This is a genomic window from uncultured Porphyromonas sp., from assembly GCF_938023125.1.
GTDB lineage: Bacteria > Bacteroidota > Bacteroidia > Bacteroidales > Porphyromonadaceae > Porphyromonas.
Map to the genome: position 1 here is coordinate 274797 of NZ_CALHDW010000018.1, position 24857 is coordinate 299653.

The 24857-nt window shown below is 50.4% G+C and carries 18 protein-coding genes, 1 tRNA gene and 1 pseudogene; 7 read left to right on the plus strand and 13 right to left on the minus strand.

The features are described from left to right. Positions 1-11: 11 nt before the first annotated feature. Positions 12-1025 (minus strand): aspartate-semialdehyde dehydrogenase, encoded by a 1014-nt coding sequence (locus Q0090_RS07290; protein ID WP_297949415.1) that lies wholly within the window; start codon positions 1023-1025, stop codon positions 12-14. Positions 1026-1513: 488 nt separating this feature from the next. Here Q0090_RS07290 and Q0090_RS07295 point away from each other — a divergent pair, with 488 nt between their 5' ends. Further along, entirely contained in the window at positions 1514-2893 is a 1380-nt protein-coding gene (locus tag Q0090_RS07295; RefSeq protein WP_297949231.1) for a trigger factor family protein, read from the plus strand. A 113-nt stretch (positions 2894-3006) separates the two neighbouring features. Further along, complete coding sequence (ung, locus tag Q0090_RS07300) at positions 3007-3672, plus strand: uracil-DNA glycosylase (protein ID WP_297949233.1); 666 nt, start codon at positions 3007-3009, stop codon at positions 3670-3672. Between the two features lie 88 nt (positions 3673-3760). On the opposite strand, the gene mraY is transcribed toward ung, so the two are convergent. The 12 genes from mraY to Q0090_RS07360 form a co-directional block, all read right to left on the minus strand. Further along, complete coding sequence (gene mraY / locus Q0090_RS07305; RefSeq protein WP_297949235.1) at positions 3761-5023, minus strand: phospho-N-acetylmuramoyl-pentapeptide-transferase; 1263 nt, start codon at positions 5021-5023, stop codon at positions 3761-3763. 17 nt (positions 5024-5040) lie between these two features. Further along, complete coding sequence (locus tag Q0090_RS07310) at positions 5041-6591, minus strand: UDP-N-acetylmuramoyl-L-alanyl-D-glutamate--2,6-diaminopimelate ligase (protein ID WP_297949237.1); 1551 nt, start codon at positions 6589-6591, stop codon at positions 5041-5043. A 57-nt stretch (positions 6592-6648) separates the two neighbouring features. Beyond that, positions 6649-9000 carry a penicillin-binding transpeptidase domain-containing protein gene (locus Q0090_RS07315; RefSeq protein WP_297949239.1) on the minus strand — a complete coding sequence of 784 codons (2352 nt, stop codon included), beginning with the start codon at positions 8998-9000 and terminating at the stop codon, positions 6649-6651. Between the two features lie 22 nt (positions 9001-9022). Next, complete coding sequence (locus tag Q0090_RS07320) at positions 9023-9739, minus strand: hypothetical protein (protein WP_297949241.1); 717 nt, start codon at positions 9737-9739, stop codon at positions 9023-9025. A 56-nt stretch (positions 9740-9795) separates the two neighbouring features. Continuing rightward, positions 9796-10689 (minus strand): mechanosensitive ion channel domain-containing protein, encoded by an 894-nt coding sequence (locus Q0090_RS07325; RefSeq protein WP_297949243.1) that lies wholly within the window; start codon positions 10687-10689, stop codon positions 9796-9798. Between the two features lie 12 nt (positions 10690-10701). After that, positions 10702-11709 carry a type I phosphomannose isomerase catalytic subunit gene (locus Q0090_RS07330; protein WP_297949245.1) on the minus strand — a complete coding sequence of 336 codons (1008 nt, stop codon included), beginning with the start codon at positions 11707-11709 and terminating at the stop codon, positions 10702-10704. A gap of 37 nt (positions 11710-11746) precedes the next feature. Continuing rightward, positions 11747-11998, minus strand: a complete 252-nt coding sequence (locus tag Q0090_RS07335; RefSeq protein WP_297949248.1) for a hypothetical protein — start codon at positions 11996-11998, stop codon at positions 11747-11749. A gap of 20 nt (positions 11999-12018) precedes the next feature. After that, positions 12019-12351 carry a PAS domain-containing protein gene (locus Q0090_RS07340; protein ID WP_297949250.1) on the minus strand — a complete coding sequence of 111 codons (333 nt, stop codon included), beginning with the start codon at positions 12349-12351 and terminating at the stop codon, positions 12019-12021. A 30-nt stretch (positions 12352-12381) separates the two neighbouring features. Then, positions 12382-12858 (minus strand): 23S rRNA (pseudouridine(1915)-N(3))-methyltransferase RlmH, encoded by a 477-nt coding sequence (locus tag Q0090_RS07345; protein WP_297949252.1) that lies wholly within the window; start codon positions 12856-12858, stop codon positions 12382-12384. Positions 12859-13005: 147 nt separating this feature from the next. Further along, positions 13006-13425, minus strand: coding sequence for a DUF3127 domain-containing protein (locus tag Q0090_RS07350; RefSeq protein WP_297949254.1), 420 nt, complete (start codon positions 13423-13425; stop codon positions 13006-13008). A gap of 25 nt (positions 13426-13450) precedes the next feature. Continuing rightward, positions 13451-14446, minus strand: coding sequence for a tryptophan--tRNA ligase (gene trpS / locus Q0090_RS07355; RefSeq protein ID WP_297949256.1), 996 nt, complete (start codon positions 14444-14446; stop codon positions 13451-13453). 168 nt (positions 14447-14614) lie between these two features. After that, a tRNA-Gly gene (locus tag Q0090_RS07360) sits at positions 14615-14690 on the minus strand. Positions 14691-15143: 453 nt separating this feature from the next. Between Q0090_RS07360 and metG the strand changes: the two genes are divergently transcribed. The 5 genes and pseudogenes from metG to Q0090_RS07385 all read left to right on the plus strand — a co-directional run. Beyond that, on the plus strand, positions 15144-17201 hold the full coding sequence (metG, locus tag Q0090_RS07365) for a methionine--tRNA ligase (protein ID WP_297949258.1): 2058 nt from the start codon (positions 15144-15146) through the stop codon (positions 17199-17201). A 50-nt stretch (positions 17202-17251) separates the two neighbouring features. Further along, positions 17252-19009 carry a bifunctional UDP-sugar hydrolase/5'-nucleotidase gene (locus Q0090_RS07370; protein WP_297949260.1) on the plus strand — a complete coding sequence of 586 codons (1758 nt, stop codon included), beginning with the start codon at positions 17252-17254 and terminating at the stop codon, positions 19007-19009. 17 nt (positions 19010-19026) lie between these two features. Further along, positions 19027-20526 (plus strand): oligosaccharide flippase family protein, encoded by a 1500-nt coding sequence (locus Q0090_RS07375; RefSeq protein ID WP_297949262.1) that lies wholly within the window; start codon positions 19027-19029, stop codon positions 20524-20526. 2 nt (positions 20527-20528) lie between these two features. Further along, positions 20529-21959, plus strand: a complete 1431-nt coding sequence (locus Q0090_RS07380; RefSeq protein ID WP_297949264.1) for a DUF389 domain-containing protein — start codon at positions 20529-20531, stop codon at positions 21957-21959. Positions 21960-21978: 19 nt separating this feature from the next. Further along, a pseudogene (locus Q0090_RS07385) lies at positions 21979-24108 on the plus strand (S46 family peptidase); the annotation flags it as partial. Positions 24109-24857: the final 749 nt, after the last annotated feature.

The following is a 24857-nucleotide window of genomic DNA, read 5'->3' on the forward strand; positions in this document are numbered from 1 at the left end:
GAGGGAATGGGTTATTTGGCAAACCGGCCCTGGGCGATAAGCCACTCGGCAATTTGCACGGCATTGAGTGCTGCACCCTTGCGGATTTGGTCGGCAACGCACCAGAAGGTGATACCTCCGGGATGGGCAATGTCTTGTCGGATACGCCCTACATATACGGGGTCTTGATCGGCCGCAAAAAGGGGCATCGGATAGCGGAGTTGTTTGGGATCGTCCACAACCACGATACCCTCTTGAGTCTCAAATGCTCGACGAGCCTCCTCGGGTGTGATGGCACGCTCGCCCTCTACCCAGATAGCTTCGCTGTGTGCCCTGAGGACCGGTACTCGCACACACGTTGCGCTTACGGCCACTGAGCTGTGGAGGATTTTTTGCGTCTCGTGGTACATCTTGAGCTCCTCTTTGGTATAGTCTTCATCGGCAAAAATATCAATATGAGGGATCACATTGTATAGAAGCTGATGGGCAAATTTATTAACCTCAAGAGGTCTGTTTTCGGCCTCGTCTCGTACCTGCTGGCGTAGCTCTTCCATGGCTAGGTTGCCTGCTCCACTGGCTGCTTGGTAGGTAGCTACATGCACCTGCCGCAGAGGGGTTATCTTGTTGAGGGCATGTAGGGCCACCACCATTTGTATCGTAGAACAATTGGGGTTGGCAATGATATTTCTAGGAGTAACGAGGGCGTCGGTTGGGTTCACCTCGGGTACAACGAGAGGTACATCCTCTGCCATGCGAAAGGCACTCGAATTATCAATCATAAGCGCTCCATGACGAGTGATCACCTCGGCATACTTGCGAGAGGTATCCCCACCTGCGGAGACGAAGACTATATCGATATCGCGGAAGGCATCGTTGTCTTGCAATTCTTCGACCTTGCACAACTTCCCTGCCACCTTGTATTCTTTGCCGGCACTGCGAGAGGACCCGAAAAGACGAATCTCTGCTGCCGGGAAGTTGCGCTGCTCAATCAGGCGCATGAATTCCGTACCTACGGCTCCCGAGGCTCCTACAATTGCTATTCTTATACCCATATTTCTGTAGACTACTGACTAACTCGTTGATTCTATTCGCACTCGCCCTTGCACGGAGAAGAGAGCCTTCGCCGTATGGGCTTGCCTCCTACAAAAGTAGTCACTTTGGCTGGATAAACATCGCCTTTTGCCTGCTTTTGGGGAGGCGTGTAGCCGGAAAAGCCTTGGTTGCCCCTCGGCCTCCCTGGGGGGGCGTCTCGTGGAGTCTCCATCGCTCCTAGCTTTATGCCCAAGGGGGCGGTAACTTCTTCCGCTGGATTCGGATAGAAGTAATGCCTCCAATTGAGTGACTTCTTCGTAACATTTTATCCGAGAAGGGATTATTGTCCGTCTTTTTGTAGGTTTTTACTCTCACGTAAAATCCCATTTCTGCCTGCATACGTTGGGGAGGGGTTAGGCTAAGATTTGCCCGATAGCGGGATTTGTGCTACTTTTGCGTGGTCATAGATTATAAGTGAAATAGAAATAGACAAGAGATACAAATGAACAGTACGTTTACCACAGAAGCTCCTCGCAGAGGCATCGTAACCGTCTCTATCGAAGCTGCCGACTACGAAAAGGCAGTGAAAGAACAACTCCGCAACCTCCGTCAGCGTATGGATATGCCCGGTTTCCGTAAGGGCATGGTACCCCAGGATATTGTAACAAAGAAGTACGGAGCTTCTGTAAAGATCGAAGAAATCAACAAAATGGTGGGCGACAAGCTCTTTGAAACCCTCCGAGAAAACAATGTGGAATTCCTCGGTCAGCCCATGATTCAACCCAACGATCAAGATCTAGAGAAGGGGTCAGACTTCACTTTTTCTTTCCATCTTGCCCTTACTCCCGACTTCAATATACCCCTCTCTGCGGATGTGAAACTTCCCTATTACACCGTAAAAGTGGGAGAAAAAGATATCGATGAGGCAGATAGCTACATGCGTAGAGCTTATGGTAGCATGCAACAAGCTGAGGTAATGGGAGAGGACGACTCTCTCTATGGACTCCTCGTAGAGCTAGACGAAGAGGGTAATCCTAAAGAAAACGGTCTTCGTAAAGAAAATTGCCTCCTTTTGCCCAAGAGCTTCAAGGATGAGGCCGAAAAGGCTAAGTTCAACGGGGTGGCTCTCCACTCGGTAGTACGTTTCAACCCCTACAAGGCCGATGGCGAAACGGATGCTATTACCAGCAATCTCTTGGGTATCAAGCCCGAAGAAGTGGCAGATCACAAGGGCGACTTTAACTTCGAAGTAGAGAAGATCAATCACTTTGTAGAGGCTACACCCGGCGAAGAGCTCTATAAGAAGGCCTTTGGCGAAGATACTGAGATCAAAGACGAAGCTGCCTACCGTGCTGAGTTGGCAAAGCGTCGTGAGATGGAGTATGCTTCGGGTTCTAACAACCTATTCGCCAATAAGCTTATTGAGTATGTAAAGGCAAATATCGGTACTCCCGAGTTTGATAAGGAAACCTTCCGCCCCTTCGTTGCTAACATTCAGAAGAAGAATAACGAAGAGCTCACAGAGGAAAGCTTCCAGTCTATCATAGACTATGTATTCTTTACTACAGCCCTTCGTCAGATGGCAAAAGCACAGGGCGTAGAGGTTACGGACGAGATTATCCGTCAAGAAGCTCTTGCTGAAATTCGTCAGCAAATGGCTGCTTATGGCTATAGCGGTCTACCCGATTCTATCTTCGAAACACTTGTAAAGTCGCACCTCGAAGACGAAAACAAGCGTGCTGAGACCGAGCTAAATGCTACGATCCGTCTTGTGGCTCTTGATGCTCAAAATAAGGTGACTCTCGAAAAGAAAGAGGTTACTTCCGAAGAGTTCGAAAAGCTCTTCCAGAACCTAAACGAAGAGTCTACGGAAGAAGCATAAGCTAATTTAAGGAGAGAGACTGCTCTCCCCATCCATAGTGGCAGCACTCTTCTCCCCTTAGGGTGGGAGGGGTGCTGCTTCTTTATTAGTAGCCGGAGAAATAGAACATGCCTATGAATGTACGTATCGAAGAGGGGTGGAAAAAGGTGCTTGCCCCTGAGTTTGATAAGTTTTACTTCGAGACGCTGACCGACTTTGTGCGCAAGCAATATCAGCAAGGAGCGGCCTATCCCCCCGCCGGCCTGATCTTTAGGGCTTTTGATTGCTGCCCTTTCGATCGGGTACGCGTCGTGATATTGGGGCAAGATCCCTACCACGAACCCGGCCAAGCCGAGGGGCTGGCATTTTCTGTCCCCGAGGGGATTACTCCGCCTCCTAGTCTACGCAATATTCTGCAAGAGATTGCAAGCGACTTGGGGCGCCCCTCCATCATACGGGGCGGTCACCTCATGCCTTGGGTAGAGCAGGGGGTATTACTCCTCAATGCTACCCTTACGGTGGAGGCGCACAAAGCGGCTTCGCACCAGGGGCATGGCTGGGAGACTTTTACCGATGCGGCGATAGAGGCGCTTGCCAAGCAGCGTGAGGGGCTTGTCTTTATGCTCTGGGGAAGCTCTGCACGGCGTAAGGCTGCCATGATACCCCCGGGGAGGCACTTTGTACTAGAGGCGCCTCATCCTTCACCCCTCTCGGCACATCGCGGCTTCTTAGGCTGCCGCCACTTTAGCAAAGCCAACGAGTACCTCCGCCGCCATGGGCAACAGCCCATCCAATGGTAGAGCAACGCCCTCTAGCTCCGAATGCAATGGAGATAGAGGGCGTTTACTATATCTGAGCCTATGGGAGGCTGAGAGGGGGGCGTATCGCTTAGCGCATCTTGAGCGTAGCCAAAGAGAATGCGGCAAGTAGGAGGGCTATAATCCAAAAGCGAACCACTAACTTATTCTCCTTTACGAGCTTCTTGGGTACATCAATAAGCACCCTTGTATCTACATTTTGCACGGCCTTCTGGAAGTGGTGGTGCAGGGGGGCCATTCTAAAGATACGTACCGGTCCGCCCGCTCTTCGCTTGGTATGTTTGTAGTAAGCGGTCTGGAGCATTACAGAGAGCCCTTCTACGACGAAGAGCCCACAGAGGATGGGTAAGAGGAGTTCTTTGCGCACCAAGATGGCAAATACCGCAATGATCCCGCCCAGCGTGAGGCTCCCGGTGTCGCCCATAAAGACCTGTGCCGGATTGGCATTGTACCAAAGGAACCCAATGGTAGCACCAACAAAGGCTGCCGCAAAGATCACCAACTCTTCTGCCCCCGGTATGTACATAATATTGAGGTAGCTAGCCATATTGATATGACTGGATACGTAAGCAAAGATAAGCAGCACAACGCCCACCGGAGCCGAGGAGCCTGCCGCCAGTCCATCCAGCCCATCCGTGAGATTGACGCAGTTGCTGATAAAGGTCACAATGAGGGTGGCAACAACGATGAATAGGATCCATCCCACGACCTCTTTGTGCTCCGGCTTGACGGGGAGAAGGTCTGCATAGTCGAAGTTGTTGTTCTTGACAAAGGGGATCGTTGTCTTGGTGCTTTTGGTTTCTGCATAGGAATAGGTCACATTGGTGATCTTTCCTTCGTATCGCACCTCCCTATTCTCACGGATCGAAGTCTCGGGGTTAAGGTAGAGGACAAGTCCCAAAATGATCCCGAAGAGAGCCTGCCAGATGAGTTTGTATTTGCCGGATAGCCCTTTTTTGTTGTGCTTAAAGACCTTGATATAGTCATCGATAAAGCCGAGAAGCCCCATCATTACTGTGGTGATAAGCATCAAGATAACATAGATATTATCGAGGCGGGCAAACAGAAGGGTAGGTACGAGTATCGAGATTATTATGATGATCCCCCCCATGGTGGGCGTGTTCTTTTTGGAGTCTTCGCCTTCCAAACCCAAGGATCGTATGGTCTCTCCGATTTGTTTCTGACGCAATTTGTCGATAATCTTACTCCCTACCAGAGTGGCAATAAGGAGCGAAAAGACGAAGGCAAGTACGGCTCGAAAGGAGACATAATGGAGCAGGCGACCCCCTGAGAGGTGCCAGTCTTGCATTAAATCGGCTAGGTAGTAAATCATATAAATAGAGGCTGTATTTAGTGGGTTTGGGGTGTGGAGTGGCAGAGAGCAAGGCGTAGCTCCTCACGGTCGTCGAAGTGATGACGCACCCCCTGAATCTCTTGATATGTTTCGTGTCCTTTGCCGGCAACGAGGATTACATCGCATGGGGTAGCGAGGCGGCAAGCGGTGGCAATGGCGCTGCGTCTATCCACATTGGTAAGGCATTGTGCCTGCTCCTCGGGAGTGAGGCCGGTCATCATTTCGTCTATGATGGCTTGGGGATCTTCGCCTCGGGGGTTGTCGCTTGTGAGGATCAGCAGGTCGCTTCTGCGGAAGGCCTCCTGTGCCATGATGGGGCGTTTCCCTCGGTCTCGATTGCCCCCGGCTCCTACTACGGTGATAATTCGTCCGCCCCGGGGTACCAAAGGACGAATGGTCTCTAATACTTTGATAAGAGCATCGGGGGTATGCGCATAGTCTACAATGCCGATTCTCCCTCCTTCGGAGATGACTTCAAATCGGCCTTCTGCCGTTTCGATGGTGCTGAGGGCTTGGAGTAAAACCTCTTGCTCGAGATCCGGCAATAGGAGCCGTGCCGCAGCATATACTAGGGTGATGTTGTAGGCATTGAACGCCCCTACCAGAGGGATCCATACGGGGCGATCGTTAAGCAGTAGCTCTGTGCCTCGGAAGTCTCCCTCTACTACTTTGGCTTTGAAGTCGGCAAAGCTCTTGAGCCCGTAGGTGTACTTCTTGGCGGAGGTGTTCTGCAACATTACGGAGCCGTTGCGGTCGTCTGCATTCACAAGGGCAAAGGCGTTGGGCGAGAGTTGGTCGAAAAACATTTTCTTCGCACGTATGTACTCCTGCATGGTGCCGTGATAGTCGAGATGATCGCGGGTGAGGTTGGTAAATAGCCCCCCTGCGAAGTCAAGCGAACCTATGCGCCGCTGATGGGCTGCGTGAGACGAAACCTCCATAAAAACGTGGCTACACCCCGCTTGTTGCATCTGGTAGAGCAACTGCGCCAAGGCTATCGGATCCGGCGTTGTGTGCGTGGCGGGGACAACCTCGTTGCCTATTCGGTTTTCTACCGTACCTATCAACCCCGACTTATAGCCGAGACGCTCAAAAAGACGATGGAGCATGGTGGCTGTAGAGGTCTTGCCGTTGGTCCCCGTTACCCCCACCAAGCGAAGGTGCTTGCTCGGGTAGTGCCAGAGGGCTTGGGCTAGGGCGGCAAGGGCCTCGTGTGCCGAAGATACGGCAATATACGAGGCATCTGCCTGCTCGAATAGGGCTTGCTCCTCTTGTGAGAGCACGTGCTCCCCAACAATGTATTTGGCTCCTGCCGTTAGGGCTTTGGGTACGAATTGCCAACCATCCAGCTCGGCGCCCGGTATGGCAACAAAGAGACTGCCCGAGGTTACCTTGCGAGAGTCGTTGGTAATATGCGTTACCGAAGGAGACGTTTTTGCCTCAAAATCTTGTTGAGGGAGGTGCCAGGCTGCAATGGTCTGGAGCAGTATCTCCCGGGATAGAGAGGCGGGTTGCAGAGCTGTATTGAGGGGATGATCAGATTTCATGAGGGAATAGTTTAGCAAAGATCATTCTTTGGGCATAGCTGCCTAAGAGGAGTTGTTCTAACGTTTTTGTGGGGTTTCCTCCTTTACTTCGGGGGTGGCGGGCTTGGGTTGAGATGCTGAGCGATAACCTAGGGTGAGCACGATAACCTCTCCCTTTTTGAGCTCCGTGCCATAAGCGTGAGATTGGGCGATTACATGCCCTTGCCCTACTAAGTGCACTTTTACCCCACGGATCTGGAGTTGGTATAGGGCCTCGCTTACAGAGAATCCTATAAGGTTGGGCATTACATTCTTGGGTACGTTGCTGTAGGCTCGTACCCTCCACTTGCCTTCGGATACCTCTTCTACCGCCACCGGAGTGTCGTGCTGTATGCCCTTGCCTACCTCTAAGTCGGCCTTCTCTTGTGCGGCAAATTTGGAGATGGCTCCAAGTCTGCCGGAGGTGATATGTACCCCTTTGAGTTTGTCCTGCTTCGGGGGTATCTCGGTTACACTGCGGGCGGTCCCACGGCTGGCAACTGCCTCAGCAATGGCACGAACTACCGCTCCGGGTTGGTGTCCGGCCGAGTAGGGGACTCCGGGAGGTAGCATCACGGTAGAAATTACAGAGTAGCGAGGGTTGTCGCTAGGGAAGTAACCACAGAAAGAAACATAGTGGCCACAGTGCTCGTAGGTCCGTGTCTTAGGATTGAGGGTTTGGGCTGTACCCGTCTTGCCACTAATGGAGACAAGGGGCGAATTAACGGCCTTACCGGTTCCGTCTACGACTACCCCTCGGAGCATATGGCGTAGTTGTTCGATGGTTCTATCGCTACAGATCGAGTCGCGTAGCACTTTGGGTTGAGCCGAATGAATCACTCTCCCCGACTTATCCACGATACGATCTACCAGATAGGGGTTAAGCATTTTCCCTCCGTTGGCGATAGCGTTATAGAATGCCAGGATGTTGATGGGTGGATGGCGGGATACATATCCGAAGGAGAGCCACGCCAAAGTCGTAGCATCCCATGTATCTACCGGCTTGATTCCGCTCTTTTGCGCTCCGGGAATCTCTTGGCAGCAAAGTTCATCGAAACCAAGATCTAAGAACGCCTTGCGGAAGTCGTTGGGCGAATCATGGAAGCCGCCCACAATCATTTTGGCGATACCCACATTCGAAGAGTACTTCATAACCTCTTCGTAGGTGATGACCCCATAGCCCCCTTTGTTGGCATTATGGTCGCGAACAAACCTCTTGCCATACTCCCAAACTCCGTTGCCAACATCTACCGTTTGCTCCGGAGTGACGATGCCTCTGTCTAAGGCAATCATCATACTTACCGGCTTAATGGTACTCCCGGGCTCTACAAAGTCGATGCAAGCCGAGTTGTCTCGCTCTTTGTAGACGGGGTCTTCGGCGAGTCGTTTGAGGTTGCTGATAGCCACAATGCGCCCTGTGGAAGACTCCATCAAGATGGCGGTGCCGTAGAGAGCACTGCTGGCCTCTAGCACCTCGCGGAGGGCGTTGGTGGCCACACGCTGCAGCTCCGGATCTATGGTTGTGTAGAGATCGTAGCCGTGAATAGGGGCTGTGGTGATGATACGAGTACCCTTACGTGAGGCATAGGCCACTTGGGAGCGTCCGTCGGCTCCGGAGAGCACATCGTCGTAATAGGCTTCGAGCCCACTATTTCCAACCCCGGTTTCCTTGTTTATTGAGCCTATGGTCGCATCGGCTAGGTGGTTGTAGGGACAAGCTCGCACGTAGCGATTTTGAGACTTAAAGCCTCGGTAGTAGGGACTTCTCTTCTTGTTCCCTTTCCTATCGTAGCGGTACATTACAAGCGAATCGGTGAAGAATGCATTGTACTCGTAGTAGGTGATGAGACGGCCAATAGGGTCTACGATAGGATGAACCTTGGTGTTTCTCGTTTTTTGGATCTTCTGGGTCCACTCGTTGACGAGCTGATTATGCGATTTTCTCTCCTTAATGTCGGGGAAGTGACGCAGTACGACATCGGCAAGGGTGTCGAGTACTTTTCGCTCGCCGCATTGCTCGTACAACTTCTTAAGTCCCTCGGCTTTTAAGTCCAGATCAATCTTGTAGTAGGCCACGGTTACGCGCAGCGGTTCTCCCGTGGAGGCGTAGATGTTGCCTCGTAGCGCTATCTCCTTTTTTTCGCGAGGCCCATCTAGGGTTTTGCTCAGGGCAACCCACTTATCCCCTTCTACGCACCCCGTTTTTGTAGCGCTGATAACAATCGCAATGAGGGAGGCCAAAGAAAAAACAACAAAGAGGGTATGCCAAATACGCATAGAGGAGCGTTTGCTCTTCTCTTGAGCTTGATGCTCCCGACGCTCCTGCACAGAGCGTGGCTCTCGCCTGGCCTTAGAGGTGCTTTCTTTGTCGCTGGGGTGTGTCTGTGCCATAAACAAGGGTAGTCGAGATAAATTACTCCTCTCTTAGATCATTGGGGATGGGAACGTAAATAATATAGGGGGCAGAGTCTGCGGGGGCTAGCGTGATGCCCTGCTGGCGAAGTCGCTCCAAAAGGTCTTCTTGTGTGAGGGCATGTGTAAGCTCCGATGAGATAAATTGCTGACGCTTTGTGTAGTCGTCCATCTCGGTTTGGAGCCGTTCTTCCTCCTTGAGCTGCCCGGCAAGAATGTAGTGCAGCGTGATGTTGAAAATAAGACTGATCAATATGGTGACAAACACCAGACGATAAGGCCCCGTCAGGATAGCTACAAAACGATCCCCCTTGAAGCCCATGAGGGAGCGACCAAGAAGGCGTCCGATGGTCTTTGCCACAGAGTCTTGTGACGTTTTTTTCTTCTGTTGGGATGAGGTGGAAGGCCGGGGAGTCTCCTCTTTTGCGGTAGAGGCGGCTTTTGCTTGGGGCTCAGACGATGCTACAGAGGTGCCCATACTCTCACGAGTAAAAGGGGTAGAAGGCTGTGACTCTCTCTCTTGCGTTCTCTTTTCTTCCGGAGCTACTTCGCTCTCCGAAAAAGAGGTCTCGAGGGTCTCTTCCTCGTCTTCGTCTATAAAATAACTATCGCGAAAATGAGTGGCTCTCTCGGGGGCGGATTTAGTTTCTCCATAGGGAGCCTCTTTAGAATCCCCCGTGATCGAATTCTCTTCTCTATTCGGATTTTCTTTATCCATCCCTATAAATTTCCCCTAAAATAACTAGACAAAGGTAGTAAATAAGATTCGAAAGATCAAGACGTATGGACGCGTAGCTGAGGGAATGCAAAGCCAATGCCCTCTTTGTTGAAGCGCGTGTAAATTTCCCGATTGATGTCCCAATACAACTGCCAATACTCTTCGGTGTGGCACCATCCTCGTAAGAATATATCTACGGAGCTGGCACTCAGTTGGCTAAGAGCCACCTGATGGGCAGGCTCGGGTAGGATGCGACTCTCGTTGTTGGCAATCTGCTCGAGAAGGGCCCGTACTTGCTCGTAGTCGGTGTCGTAATCTACAGTTACCAACCACTCGCAGCGCCTCAACTTCATTTCGGTGTAATTGATGAGGGCCTCGCTGGTGATCTTTGCGTTGGGGATATAGATGGCTTTGTTGTCTACGGTGGTGAGTGAGGTAAAGAAGATAGCCACACGGCTTACAATCCCCTCTGTCGTACCCGTGGAGATGTAGTCGCCTACCCGGAAGGGGTGTGTGAGCAGGATGATAACACCGCCGGCTAGGTTTTGCAGTTGTCCGCCGAGCGAAGCTCCGATAGTGATCCCCGCAGCGGCCATAAGAGCGGCGAATGATACGGGCGCTACCCCTAGGGAGTTAATGGCAGCAACCACTACGGCAATGAGTAGGATTACCCTGAGGATGGAATGCAGAAACCCACGTACCGCAACTTCGAATTTGCGGCGTTCCATGGCACGATCGGCTATCCGAAGTAGCCACTTTACAACGAGGCGTCCTACATAGAATATAATGATCGCAATAAGGACTCGAACGCCAAAGTTGATCCCCTTCTCTAGCCAGTCTGAGAGAAGACCCTTGTAGTCGATGTGCCCCCATTTGTCGGGAGCGAGTACTTCGGTAATGGGAGGGGGCGTTGTAGCAGTTGTGTCTATAATGGGAGGAATGGTAGGCATATATAATGTTGTTTAGAGTGTAGAAGGCGTGGTGCTACTAATGGTGATGGCGGCAAGACGTGCTTTCTTTCGAGGGGTAATATGGGCGGGAAGACATGAGGCCGGGAACAAAAGAGTGTGCCCACATGGCAACTCTACATCGTAGCCGGAGCTGTCTTTTATCGAGAGACTTCCCTCAAGAGCCACAAAGACTACGCACTCGTTATCTCCCGAGGGAGGCATGTAGCGTAGAGGTTGAGTGAGCGGAAGCGTGGAGAATACGAAGTAGGGGGTCTTTAGTAGTACATTTACTTGATTGCGCTCCTCGCAGTAGTCGATACGATAGGGCGGAGTGGCTTCAAAGTCGAGAGCACCCTCTGCTGCATCGAGGTGTAGGGGACGTGTCTCTCCGGCACTGTCGAGTCGATCATAATCGAATATGCGGTATGTTACATCCAAGGCTTGCTGTACCTCTAAGATAAAAGAGCCGGCTCCGATGGTGTGAATGCGCCCTGCCGGGATGTAAAAGAGGTTGCCACGAGAGATTGTGTCGTAGCGGAGAAGATCTGTAATGCAGCCGTTTTTAATCGCTTGTTGGTACTGCTCCCGAGTGGTGGAAGCGGCAAATCCTGCCGAGAGGCGAGCGCCTTTGGTGGCATCTACAATGTACCACATCTCGCTTTTTCCATGGGGGAGCCCAAGAGAGGGGGCTAAAGCGTCCGATGGGTGTACCTGCACTGAGAGGTCTTCTCGGGCATCAATAAATTTGATGAGGAGGGGGAAGTGTGTGCCGTAGCGCTCGTAATGCTTGTCTCCGAGGATGGAGCGCCCGGCTTGTTGCATTAGTTCGGTGAGGGCAACTCCTGCCAAAGGTCCCTCGAGTACCACAGAGGTGTTGCCCTCCATGGGTGATAGCTCCCAACTCTCTCCTATCGCTCTCGGATCACTTAGGATGCCTTTGTAGGGCGCAATGCGGTACCCACCCCATAGTACCGGGCGGAAGATAGGCGCAAAGCGCAGAGGATAGAGCGGGGTATTCATCCTGTCAAATAGGGGATTTAGTCACTGGAGACCCTCTTTATAGATGGTTTTCGTGAGGGGCGTTGGTGCCACCAGTACGATTTTGGGCTCTAATGGCATCGCGCTTGCGTAGCACAAAGTAAAGTATGATGGGGAGGACTAGCGCCCCCCCGAGGAGCAGGTAAAAATCCCAAGAGGGGACGATCTTCTCTTTGAATAGGGCATAGAGGGCAATCCCTACTACCCAAAGCTCCAATCCTACAACGAGTAGGAGCGTTCGTTTTTTGGAGGATAGAGAAGATTTGACCATAACTCTGGATGCTAAAGGGTTTAGCTACGCACCTTGTGGTCCATCTCGAAGGGAATGATCATGGATAGCTCCACAAAGCCCATGTATTCGCCCTCTTGGTACCAAGGAATTTGGTAGATAAGCTTTTTCTTTCCCTTCTTTTCGATGGTGTAAACGTGCTTTTCGCCGTTCTCCATCATGTGTACGAGGAGAGAGCGTGCGGGCTCGGGATGGCAGTCGAGAATGTTCTTTCCCATCAAGTCCATTCCGGGCTTTTGGTTTACCTCTTTGCTTTGATTATTCATGTAGATGATGCGTCCTTCTCGGTCGCATACAGTCATAGCGATGTCTGCTTCTTTTAGAAAATCTATCATAAGGCTACGATGGCTCTCTAGGGTTTTGTTTTAGTTGTGATGGTAGGGTTCGTTGTTTAGTATGGTGAGGGCGCGGTAGAGTTGCTCCACGGCCAGGAGTCGAATCATATTGTGTGTGAAGGTGAGGCGACTAAGAGAGAGACGCTGAGGGACGGCATTGTACACCTCTTGCGAAAACCCAAACGGCCCGCCTACCACCCACGTCCAGCGCTTGGCGCCCGAGAGCATCTTCTTCTCGAGCAGGGTGGCGAGCTCTTGGCTCGTGGGCTCTTTGCCCTTCTCATCGAGTAAAACCACCTCGTCACTGGGTTTTATCCGCCGTAAGATTTGCTCGCCCTCTAGCTGTTTGAGTCGTGCCAAATCATACCGAGTTTGCCCTCCCGATATATTGGGAATCACCTCTATTTCGAAGGAGATGTAATGAGAGATGCGCCCGCAATACCCCTCTATGAGAGTGGTGAGAAGGCGATCTTCTGTGGGGCCCACAACGAGGAGGCGCACTTGCATATAGTCTCTCTCTAGTACTACTCTAAGTCAAAATAGGCAATGCCCCGCCTCGTGCTGAGTAAGGGCATGCCTTCTGATGACGTTTCTACTTTCTTCTCCCTCCGGAGAAGGGGATTCTTTTGTCTCCCTTGTTGGGGTTGGGGAGGGTTAGAAAGGAAGGTCGTCGCCCTCAGCAGGAGCATTAAACTCACTCTGAGCTTGAGGAACAGCTTGCTGAGCTTGGGGGAATGAGGGGGCACCTCCGGCAATTCCTTGGGCTGCGCCATATCCATCCATGGAGCCCATCGTGGGTTCTACACCACGCTCTACACGCCATGCACGGATGTCTGTGTACCAGCGGCCATTGAACTCACGGCTCTCAATATCTATAGAGACGGTGAGAGTTTCGCCCTCCTGGATGGCGAACTCATCCACCTTGGTTCCGAAAGCGTTGAAGCAGATCTTTTTGGGGTATTGGTCAAAGGTCTCCAATACATATTCCTGCTTTTTCCATTCCTTGCCGGCCTTGCTTATGCCCCCAACTTCGGGGAGGACGGCTATAATGCGACCTTGAATTTTTAGATCCATGTTCTGTATCTTATTTGTATGAATTTTAGCGAATTGTTGGCATGAAGCCAATGATGTGACGAACCTCCTCCAAGGTCTTGCGGGCGCTCTCTCGAGCACGCTCGGCCCCCTCGCGGGCTACCTTGTTGAGATATTCCTGATCACTGCTTAGCTCTAGGATGCGCTCGCGGATAGGAGTGGTGAGGGCAACGAGATCCGCAGCGAGCTGAGCTTTGAGATCGCCATAGCGGATTGAGCAGTCGTTGTAGGCCGCAAGAAAGTGTTGGTAGATCTCTTCTGAAGAGGCGATCTTGAGCAGGGTAAACAGATTGGTAATAGGCTCCGGCATTGTGCTGTTGGGCTCTGTTGGGCCTCCGTCCGTTACGGCACGTTTCACCTTCTTGGTAAGGGTCTTTTCGTCGTCGATGAGGTAGATAGCGTTTCCTTCACTCTTGCCCATCTTGCCGGATCCATCAAGCCCGGGTATTTTTATGGCCTTATCGCCAAAGTGCCAAGAGGCGGGTTCGGTAAAGTACTCGGTCTGGTATATCGTATTGAAGCGACGTGCAAAGCGACGCGCCATCTCCATGTTTTGCTCTTGGTCTTTGCCTACGGGCACCTTGACTGCCTTGTGGATAAGAATGTCGGCCGCCATCAATGCGGGGTAGGTGAGTAGCCCTGCATTTACGTTGTTGGGCTGCTGGCGGGCCTTGTCTTTGAAGGAGGTAGTCCGCTCCAATTCTCCTAGGTAGGCATTCATGTTGAGGTAGAGATACAACTCGAGCACCTCGGGCACGTCACTCTGACGATAGATGGTTACTTTATTGGGGTCGAGCCCACAAGCAAGGTATTCGGCAAGGATTGTGTTGGCACCGCGCACGATATCTCCGGGGTGAGGATGGGTAGTAAGAGAGTGCCAATCTGCGATGAAGAAAAAACAATCGTACTCATGCTGCATCTCCAGAAATCCTCGTACAGCCCCAAAGTAATTACCCAGGTGGAGGTTGCCGGTGGGTCTAATACCACTTACTACTCGTTCCATTATCTTAGTATGTATTATTCTACAATCTCGTGCAAAGGTAGCAAAATTAGGTGCGTTGTACAAGGCTTTCTTCCTCCCTTTTTGGGTGGGGTGTAAATACAAAACACCCTCAAAAAGATTGCTCTCTTGAGGGTGCCTTATAACAATAGTGATGTAAAAACATTCGTTTGGAGCGGAAAACGAGACTCGAACTCGCGACCCTAACCTTGGCAAGGTTATGCTCTACCAACTGAGCTATTTCCGCAGAGGCGTGAACTTATCAACCGAGTGATGCGTTCCGATTTGCGTCTGCAAAGGTAATGCAAATAATTATTTCTGACCAAATCTTGAGCGAGATATCTTGGGTTAAAAGACGTTGTATGGTTGTGTTTCAGTCCTCTATCTTCGATTTTTCGGGGGTGACCTCTTGTTGGAGGCCTTGGGCGTTTCGAGTTTTTCTGCAGGCGAAAAAGCTGGGGAAGTCAGCTAATAAGTGTCTCCCTTTCTGGTTGAGAAATTTTTGATTTTTGCCCAGAAGCCAAAGATTCTTCACTTGGTATCCTTTTTGCTTTTAGGCAACGATTTCGCCCTTTCTCGGGGCCCCTTTCGAGTTTCTCAAGGCATCCTTCTGGTTGTGCTGCCCGCAGAGTGGCGGCAATATGGCGAGTTATTATTATTTTTGCACGAGATATACTAGAACGTACAACTGAAGATAGAGATGACTAACGACCCTTCTACAAAAAGATTTAAGCGTACCCTTGTTACAACTGCGCTCCCCTATGCCAATGGACCTGTGCATATAGGTCACCTTGCCGGTGTGTATGTCCCTGCGGACATCTACGTGCGCTACAAACGAATGCGTGGTGAGGAGGTCTTGTTTATCGGAGGGTCTGACGAGCATGGAGTGCCTATCTCTCTCAAAGCCAAAGCCGAGGGCATCACCCCTCAGCAGGTGGTAGATCGCTACCATGCACTCATCAAGGAGTCGTTTGAGCAGTTCGGAATCGATTTCGATATCTACTCTCGCACTTCCAGTCGTACGCATGCCGAGACCGCTTCTCAGTTCTTTCGCACCCTCTATGACAACAATAAATTTATAGAGCGTACGAGTGAGCAGTACTACGACCCCAAGGCAGAAACCTTCTTGGCAGACCGCTATATTGTGGGTACTTGCCCCCATTGCCATAAGCCCGGGGCCTATGGAGATCAATGCGAGTCTTGTGGTACTTCTCTCAATGCCACCGACCTGATTGACCCTCAAAGTGTCATCAGTGGAGCAAAGCCCGAACTGAGAGAGACGACCCATTGGTACTTGCCTTTGGATCGCTACGAAGACTGGCTCCGCGAGTGGATCCTCGATGGTCACAAGGAGTGGAAGAGCAACGTATATGGTCAGTGCAAGAGCTGGATTGATATGGGCTTACAGCCTCGTGCGGTGAGCCGAGACCTTGACTGGGGGATCCCAGTTCCCGTGGAGGGTGCCGAAGGTAAGGTGTTGTACGTTTGGTTCGATGCCCCCATCGGTTATATCAGCAATACAAAAGAGCTTCTTCCCGACTCTTGGGAGACGTGGTGGAAGGACTCAGAAACCCGCCTTATCCACTTCATCGGTAAGGATAATATCGTTTTCCATTGTATCGTTTTCCCTGCCATGCTCAAGGCCGAGGGAAGCTATATTCTCCCCGACAATGTGCCGGCAAATGAGTTTTTGAACCTCGAAGGGGACAAAATTTCTACGAGCCGGAATTGGGCAGTTTGGCTCCACGAGTACTTGCAAGAGTTCCCCGGCAAGGAGGATGTTTTGCGCTATGTGCTTACGGCCAATGCGCCCGAGACCAAAGATAATGACTTCACTTGGCGAGACTTCCAGGCGCGCAACAACAACGAATTGGTAGCCATCTATGGTAACTTTGTGAACCGGGCCATGGTGCTTACGCACAAGTATTTCGGAGGGAAAGTGCCTGAGGTGGGTACGCTTACCGAGTATGATCAAGCTACGTTGCAGGAGGTGGCCGACTTGGTGCCGCACCTAGAGCATCGTCTTGATGAGTTCCACTTCCGCGATGCTTTGCGTGATGCGATGCAGATTGCACGCATCGGAAATAAATATCTTGCCGATACCGAGCCTTGGAAGGTGGCAAAAACGGATCTTACGAGGGTAGCTACTATTTTGCATGTTGCCCTCCAGATCTCGGCAAATCTATCCATTGCTTTTGCGCCTTTCCTCCCCTTCAGTACCCGTCGTTTGCTTGATTTGCTACAAGTTGAGCCGTTTGATTGGAGCCGCTTGGGGCAGTCCGATTTGCTCTCGGTCGGTCATCAGCTGGCTGAGCCTACACTCCTCTTCGAAAAGATAGAGGATGCCGCTATCGACGCCCAGATGCAGAAGCTCGCTTCGGCTAAGGCTGCCAATGATGCAGCTAAGCGCAAGGCTGAGCCCATTGCCGAGAACACAACCTTCGACGATTTTATGAAGATGGACCTTCGTGTCGGACGTGTTTTGGAGTGTGTAAAGGTGCCTAAGAGCGACAAGCTGCTCCGCTTCCGCCTAGACGATGGCCTCGAAGGACGTACCATCGTTTCGGGTATTGCCAAATACTACGAGCCCGAAGAGTTGGTGGGCAAAAACCTTGTTTTCATTGCCAACTTCCCCCCACGTAAGCTCATGGGGGTTGAGTCGCAGGGGATGATCCTCTCGGCTGTAGACTATAAGACAGAACGCCTCAATGTTATGATCGTGAGTGACGATATTGCTCCGGGCAGTCGCCTGGGCTAAGTGCCTACGGTGCTAAGTCGTCTCTCCCGAATTAAGTTTTTATTCTTCATATGCGGCTATTATACAGATGTATTTTACGTCTTGTCTCTCTAGGGGCATTCCTGCTCACTCTCTTGGCTTGTAGCCCTAAGGGGGAGGAGACGGTGACGTTGCACATCTTGCATACTACGGATGTGCATGGCAATTTCTTGCCTTTCGACTATGTAAGGGAATGCCCCGCGACCGGCTCTATGGCTCGTCTTGCTGCTTATGTGGGAGCCTTGAGAGCGGATGGCGATCAGCCTATCCTTTTGGATGGAGGAGACCTATTACAGGGAGAGCCTATTACCTATTACTACAACTTTGTAGATACGGCAACAAAGCATATCGGGGCCCGTGTCCTTGACTACTTGCAGTACGATGCAATGACGGTGGGTAACCACGATATAGAGACGGGGCACCGCGTCTACGATCGCTTTGTAAAGGAGACTACGTGTCCTCTTTTGGCTGCCAATGTTTTGCGCGATCCCAAAAATCCGGAAGCAACCTACTTTAACCCCTATACCATGGTAGAGCGTAGCGGAATACGCGTTGCCATCTTAGGGCTTACTACTACGGGCGTGCCTCAGTGGCTACCTAGCGAGCTCTACGAAGGAATGTACTTTGCTGATGGATTGGAGTCTGCACGCTATTGGCTCCCAATCATTCAGAAAAAAGAAAACCCTGATGTAGTTATTGCGTTGCTACACTCGGGGCGTATTGATAGGGATGAGGGTTATAGGGAAAACTTTGCGACTGCCCTTACAGACTCTGTACCCGGTATCGACCTCGTACTCTACGGGCACGATCACCAGCAGTACATCGAGCAGCGTGTAAATCCTAAGGGCGATTCTGTTTTCATGCTCACCCCTGGCAACCATCTCGACCGAGTGGGGGACATCACCATTACGTTGAAGAAAAAGGATGGCAAGGTAGTGGGCAAGAAGGTCGAAGCTAGCTTTACAGAACTTGACACCTACGATCCGGACGAAGAGTTTATGAAGCAGTTCTCACAAGATGCTGAGGCTATCGAGAGCTTTGTCAATCGGCCCATTGTTAGCTTGTCTGCCCCCATCCGAACAGAGGATGCTTTGTTTGGATTTTCGGAGTACGTTGGCTTGATACATGAGGTGCAGCTCGCCACTACAGGAGCGGAAATATCCTTTGCAGCCCCCCTCACTGAGAACCAAACAGTCCCTCGTGGAGACCTTACGGTGGGGCGTATGTTTGCCCTTTATCCCTTCGAAAACTACCTCTACGTGATAAACATGACGGGGAGAGAAGTCAAGGATTATCTGGAGTATTCTTATAGTCGTTGGGTCAAGCAGATGAAGTCGGCAAGTGATCATATTCTCCTATTAGAGGAGGCTCCGGATTCTACGAGCCGATTTATAACGAAATATCCGATGTTCAACTTTAGCAGTGCTGCGGGTATTGACTATACGGTAGACGTGAGCAAACCTATGGGGCAGCGCATCAAGATAGAGAAAATGTCGTCGGGAGCTCCTTTCCATTTAGACGAAACCTATATAGTTGTACTCAATAGTTACAGAGCAAATGGCGGAGGCGGTTTGCTCACGAAAGGGGCCGGTATCCCCAAGGAGGAGCTGAAGGATCGCATCATTTGGACTACGTTCAAAGACGTGCGTACCTATATGATTGAGATCTTGAGCGAGAAAGGTCCTGTTCTTCTGCCTCTTGCATCCCGTCCAAATTGGCGCTTTGTTCCGGTCTATTGGGCAGAGAGCGCCATTGTTGCAGATCGGAAATTCCTTTTGGATAATCAGTAATTTATTTCGATTACACTGTGGCTAATGCACTAAAGGGGCTGGTAAAAGACACGGCCGTATATGGTTTGTCCAGTATTTTGGGGCGCTTCCTCAATTGGGCTCTAACTCCGCTCTATACCCGTGTTTTGGTCTCTACGGGAGAGTTTGGTGTGCAAACCAACCTCTACGCCTGGACGGCTCTTCTCATGGCTATCCTTACCTATGGTATGGAGACCGGGTTCTTTCGTTTTGTGAATAAGGAGCCTAATCCTCAGCAGGTCTACTCTACAACCTTGATTTCGCTGGGGACCACTTCTTCGTTTTTTATTCTTTTGTCTCTCCTTTTCCTTTCCCCAATTAGTAGCCTTCTTGGGTATGCCGATCGGAGCGACTTGGTGGCAATGCTCGTCTTTATTATCGCCACAGACGCCTTTATGGCGATTCCTTTTGCTTACCTTCGCTACAAGAATAGCCCTTGGCGTTTCGCTACCATAAAACTCACATTCATCGCTCTGTCCATTGGGCTTAACCTCTTCTTTTTCTTGCTTTGTCCGTGGGTCTGGCGAGTAGCACCCGAAGCGATTTCGTGGTTTTACGACCCCGAGTTTGGCGTTGGGTACATATTTGTTTCCAATCTTATCGGCAATGGCGTTATCTTTTTGATGCTACTGCCGTATATCTTGCCGGCTGGATGGCATTTCTCATCATCCCTGCTCCGTCGGATGCTTGCCTATTCGCTGCCTCTTCTCCTCTTGGGAATTGCCGGGATCTTCAATCAAATGGCAGACAAAATACTCTTTCCGATTATTCTTACCGACCGTGCGGAGGCCGAGTCGCAGCTCGGGATCTATAGCGCTTGCTTCAAGATTGCCATGGTCATGGTGATGTTTACGCAGGCCTTTCGCTACGCATACGAGCCCTTCGTCTTCAACAAAGGTGCGGGAGACGAAGCCGAGAGACGCCGCTCGTATGCCTTGGCTATGAAATACTTCCTCATCTGTAGTCTATTTGTCTTTGTGGGTGTAATGGCGGGGATGGATGTCTTGCAATATCTCGTAGGCGCCGACTATCGGGAAGGCCTGAAGGTGGTGCCTCTAGCCATGTGGGGCGAGCTGATGATGGGAGTTTACTTCAATCTCTCGCTCTGGTATAAGCTCGTAGACAAAACTTGGTGGGGAGCTTTGATCTCTTCGTTGGGTTGTATCTTTACCATCGCCATCATCTGTTGGGGAGTGCCTCGCTACAGTTATATGGCTTGTGCTTGGGCTAGTGCGATCAGCAATACAGTGATGGCTGTTGTTTGTTATCTGCTTGGGCAGAAATATTATAAGGTGGAATATGAACTAAAAAATGCCCTATTCTATTTTACAATAGCAGCTATTGCAGTGGCTATTGTTGCCCTAAACCATCGTTATATCGCCCCCGTAATGCCTTCGCTTATGTGGGTTGTAAATATAGCTGTGGTGGGAGCTTTTCTTTTTATCATTATCAAAAAAGATGTGCCCCTTGGGGCTATCTTGCAAAAAATTAGGAGGTAATTATGAGTAACGAACCCATGGAGCGAGACGACGAAGATCTCGACGAAAATTTCCCCGATAAGACTTCGAAGAATCCCAAAGATCGGAGAGAAGAGATACGAGAGTATCTTGCCAAACTTTTCGACTTCCATACCGATAAGGAAGACGACTTCGAAACCTTAGAAATGGTGCGTGCGGACGTGGATTTTCGAGGCACGAAGCTTTGGATTCTTATTTGTGCCATTTTTGTTGCTTCTCTGGGGTTAAATACCAACTCCACCGCAGTAATCATTGGTGCGATGCTTATCTCACCCCTTATGGGGCCCATCATAGGCTTTGGTACAGCTCTTGGTATCTACGACTTTGAACTACTCAAGAAGTCGCTTCGCAACCTAGGTCTAACGACCCTCTTTAGTGTACTTACTGCCACTATTTATTTTATCCTTACCCCTATTACGGACTCGGGGAGTGAACTCCTAGGACGTACCCAACCCAATATCTACGATGTGCTTATCGCCTTTTTTGGGGGAGCGGCAGGGATGATTGCTGCAAGTACTAAAAGCAAAGGACAAGTGCTCCCGGGTGTGGCCATTGCTACGGCTCTTATGCCGCCGCTCTGTACCGCCGGATATGGTATTGCCACAGGGCAATGGCATTTTTTCTTTGGAGCTTTCTACCTATTCCTTATTAACTCCGTATTTATCGCATTGGCGACCTATCTTGTGGTACGGCTTTTGCGATTTCCACCGAAAGTTTTCCTTGACAGGGCTCGCGGTCGCAAGGTACATCGCATCCTTATGGTCATTGCCACTTGTACCATTATTCCTGCTGTGTATTTGAGTATTGGCATGGTGCGTGATAGTATCGCTACGCGCAATGCCAAGTCGTTTGTGGAGAAGGAACTTGCCCTTACGAGCACACAGGTCGTTAAGTACACTCTAGGAACGCAGAATGGGGTAAAGGTGCTAGATGTCGTACTCCTAGGGGTGCCTCTACAGAATTCGCAGATCGATAGTTTGCAAAATCGCCTTAAGGAGTATGGCCTTGCAGGTACTCAACTACTCGTCCATCAGGGCTTTGAAGATAAAACAGACCTTGGGGAGTTGCGGAATACCGTACTCAAAGATCTCTACGAAAATAGTGACGCCATTATACAGCGTCAGCGTCAGGAGATCGACTCCCTCAAGCAAATTATTGCAAAGAGGGACTACTACGACGAGCTAGAAGGTGCCGTAGTAGAGGAGATGAAGTCGCTCTTCCCTAGTGTGGAGAAAGCTTTTTTGGTAGCTCCTTCTCCAGCGAAGTCTGCTACGGATAGTACGCTCAATGTGGTGATACGTCCTCGTACGGGAGGTGCGCTCTCCGTTGCCGAGCGGCAAAAGATGATTGTATGGCTCTCCGCTCGTACCAAGGCTAAGGCCGTCGATCTCATCATAGATAGTCCAAAGAAATAATCGTTAATAATAAATTCTCATGAAGCTAAAAAGAATTCTACTCTCAGTAGCTCTTCTCTGTGGCATCGGCACAACGGCGATGGCAGACAAGGGGATGTGGCTACTCAATGAGCTCAATCAGCAGAACTACGAACGCATGAAGGAGCTTGGCTTTAAGTTGTCTCCTGAGCAACTCTATAGCCCTGGTCAGCCCAGTGTGGCAAGTGCTGTCGTAATTTTTGGTGGGGGCTGTACCGGTATTACAGTATCTAACGAAGGTCTTATCTTCACCAATCACCACTGTGGTTTTGGTGCTATCCAGAGCCAAAGTACAGTAGATCACGACTACCTCCGTGATGGCTTCCGCTCTAATAATCATGCCGAAGAACTTCCGATCCCGGGCCTTAGTGTTCGCTATCTCCGTGAGATCGTAGACGTAACTCCCCGTATCGAAGCTGCCGTAAAGGGTGCCAAGAGCGAAATGGAGCGTCTTCAGATCATCGAAGAGTTGAGCCAAAAGATCAATGCAGAGTACACCAAGGGGTCTACTATTGTAGGTGAAGTTACTCCCTACTATGCAGGCAACAAGTACTATGTAGTTGTGTACAATGTATTCCAAGACGTGCGTCTTGTAATGGCTCCTCCCAGCTCTGTAGGTAAGTTCGGTGGTGATACCGACAACTGGATGTGGACACGTCATACGGGCGACTTTAGCGTCTTCCGTGTGTATGCTGACGCCAACAATAATCCTGCACTTTACAGCCAAAACAACAAGCCCTACAAGCCTATTTCGTATGCTCCCGTTTCTCTCAACGGCTATCGTGAGGGTGACTATGCTATGACTATCGGTTTCCCCGGAAGCACAAACCGTTATCTTACATCTTGGGGGGTAGAGGACGTGATAAACAACGAGAACTCTCCCCGTATTGAGGTGCGTGGTATCAAGCAAGCTATCTGGAAGGAAGCTATGGAAGCTGACCAGGCAACACGCATCAAATATGCTAGCAAGTATGCCCAGAGCTCTAACTATTGGAAGAACTCTATCGGGATGAATCGTGGCCTCAAAAACCTCGATGTAGTAAACCGTAAGCGTGCCGAAGAAAAGGCTTTCGAAGCATGGATTGCCAAGAATAATTCTCAAAGTACCTACGGTCATATCCTTCCCGGTCTCAAGGAGGATTATGCTAAGAGTGCTGCTATCTCCAAAGACATTAACTATCTATACGAGACACTCTGGGGCGGAACGGAAATCGTTCGTTTGGCTCGTGATGTGAATTCTGTAACCCGCATTCAGGCTGCAGACATGCCTAAGTATAAGGCCCGTCTCGACGACCTCTATAAAGACTACCTCCCCTCTCTCGACGTTAAGGTACTCCCCGCCATGCTCAACATTGTACGTCAGCGTGTAAGTGCAGATTGTCAGCCCGATATCTTCAAGTTCATCGATAAGAAGTTCAAGGGTAGCACAGAAAAGTATGCTCAGTACGTATTCGAGAAGAGTATCGTACCCTATGCTGATAAGGTAAAAGACTTCCTCAGCCTCCCTGCCGACAAGCAGAAGAAGGTTTTGGACAACGACCCCGCTATTGCTCTCTTCAACAGCGTACTCCCCGCTATTCTGCAGGCACAAGGCAAGGCTGAGGATGTAATGGTAAATATCGAAAAGGGTAAGCGTGAATACTTCGCAGCCTCTCGCATCATGGACCCCAACCGTCAGATGCCTTCGGATGCTAACTTTACGATGCGTATGAGCTACGGCTCTATCAAGGGATATGCTCCCAAAGATGGTGTTTGGTACAACTACTACACAACGGAACAAGGAGTATTCGAAAAGCAAGATCCTACCAGTAGCGAATTTGCCGTACAACCCGAGATCCTCTCTCTCCTCCGTAGCAAAGACTTTGGTCAGTATGGAGTTGGTGGTCACCTCCGTCTCTGCTTCCTCTCAGACAACGATATCACCGGTGGTAACTCTGGTAGCCCTGTCTTCAACGGTAATGGCGAGTTGATCGGTCTTGCTTTCGATGGTAACTGGGAAGCTATGAGTGGTGACATTGAGTTCGAACCTGACCTCCAACGTACCATTAGTGTAGATATCCGTTATGTACTCTTTATGATTGACAAGTGGGCTAAGATGCCTCACCTTATCAAGGAACTTAACCTTGTTAAGGGCGAACCTCGCGACCAAATGGGTGCTGCTAATGGTGGCAATTGTCCTCACAAGAAAGATCAGTCTTGCGCTAAAAAAGAAGAGTGCTCCAAGGGCAAAATGAATGGCGAAAAGTCGGCTGCTTGCTCTTCTGACAAGAAGGACGGCCAGTGTGGCAAGGAAAAGAAGTGCGGCGACAAGTTGGCTGCTTGCTCCTCTGACAAGAAGGACGGCAAGTGCTGCAAGGAAGAAAAGGCTTGTGCTGCCGGTAAGAAGGCAACCGAAAAGAAAGCCAATTGCTGCTCTACGATGAAGGATGGTAAGCCTTGTACCGCAGACAAGGATTGCGCTAAGTCCGGTAAGGCTTGCTGCGGCAAGAACAAGGAAGCTGCAGCTAGGAAAGCGGCTAAGAAATAAGATCCTTGTCTCACGCTCTTTTCGAACGTGACAATTCAAAACAAGGGGTGATGGGTTTCGACCTGTCGCCCCTTTCTTTTTGGGGCCCGCCTAGGGATTTCCTTTTTTTAGCCAATTCTGCGGAAGAATCTGCCCTAAAATGGCTGGGAAATAGGCTGGTTTGTTGTCCTATTTCTGCCTGAAAAATAAAAATTTATTACCCTAGTTCGGAGCTTTTTTCAGGTAGAGCCGATTGGACCGCTTCGTGAGAGTATGGAGACCCTTTCCTTAAAGAGGGGAGGGAGCCCCCATTGCTGGCGCTCCTTTTGAGGCAGAGCGATATAAATCAGGCTGAGATGTAGTACCTTCGTTCC

Excerpts from the sequence above, each read along its gene's own strand:
- Q0090_RS07295 (WP_297949231.1), top strand. The coding sequence starts at position 1,514 with ATGAACAGTACGTTTACCACAGAAGCTCCTCGCAGAGGCATCGTAACC.
- ung (WP_297949233.1), top strand. The coding sequence starts at position 3,007 with ATGAATGTACGTATCGAAGAGGGGTGGAAAAAGGTGCTTGCCCCTGAG.
- mraY (WP_297949235.1), bottom strand. The coding sequence starts at position 5,023 with ATGATTTACTACCTAGCCGATTTAATGCAAGACTGGCACCTCTCAGGG.
- Q0090_RS07310 (WP_297949237.1), bottom strand. The coding sequence starts at position 6,591 with ATGAAATCTGATCATCCCCTCAATACAGCTCTGCAACCCGCCTCTCTA.
- Q0090_RS07315 (WP_297949239.1), bottom strand. The coding sequence starts at position 9,000 with ATGGCACAGACACACCCCAGCGACAAAGAAAGCACCTCTAAGGCCAGG.
- Q0090_RS07320 (WP_297949241.1), bottom strand. The coding sequence starts at position 9,739 with ATGGATAAAGAAAATCCGAATAGAGAAGAGAATTCGATCACGGGGGAT.
- Q0090_RS07325 (WP_297949243.1), bottom strand. The coding sequence starts at position 10,689 with ATGCCTACCATTCCTCCCATTATAGACACAACTGCTACAACGCCCCCT.
- Q0090_RS07330 (WP_297949245.1), bottom strand. The coding sequence starts at position 11,709 with ATGAATACCCCGCTCTATCCTCTGCGCTTTGCGCCTATCTTCCGCCCG.
- Q0090_RS07335 (WP_297949248.1), bottom strand. The coding sequence starts at position 11,998 with ATGGTCAAATCTTCTCTATCCTCCAAAAAACGAACGCTCCTACTCGTT.
- Q0090_RS07340 (WP_297949250.1), bottom strand. The coding sequence starts at position 12,351 with ATGATAGATTTTCTAAAAGAAGCAGACATCGCTATGACTGTATGCGAC.
- Q0090_RS07345 (WP_297949252.1), bottom strand. The coding sequence starts at position 12,858 with ATGCAAGTGCGCCTCCTCGTTGTGGGCCCCACAGAAGATCGCCTTCTC.
- Q0090_RS07350 (WP_297949254.1), bottom strand. The coding sequence starts at position 13,425 with ATGGATCTAAAAATTCAAGGTCGCATTATAGCCGTCCTCCCCGAAGTT.
- trpS (WP_297949256.1), bottom strand. The coding sequence starts at position 14,446 with ATGGAACGAGTAGTAAGTGGTATTAGACCCACCGGCAACCTCCACCTG.
- metG (WP_297949258.1), top strand. The coding sequence starts at position 15,144 with ATGACTAACGACCCTTCTACAAAAAGATTTAAGCGTACCCTTGTTACA.
- Q0090_RS07370 (WP_297949260.1), top strand. The coding sequence starts at position 17,252 with ATGCGGCTATTATACAGATGTATTTTACGTCTTGTCTCTCTAGGGGCA.
- Q0090_RS07380 (WP_297949264.1), top strand. The coding sequence starts at position 20,529 with ATGAGTAACGAACCCATGGAGCGAGACGACGAAGATCTCGACGAAAAT.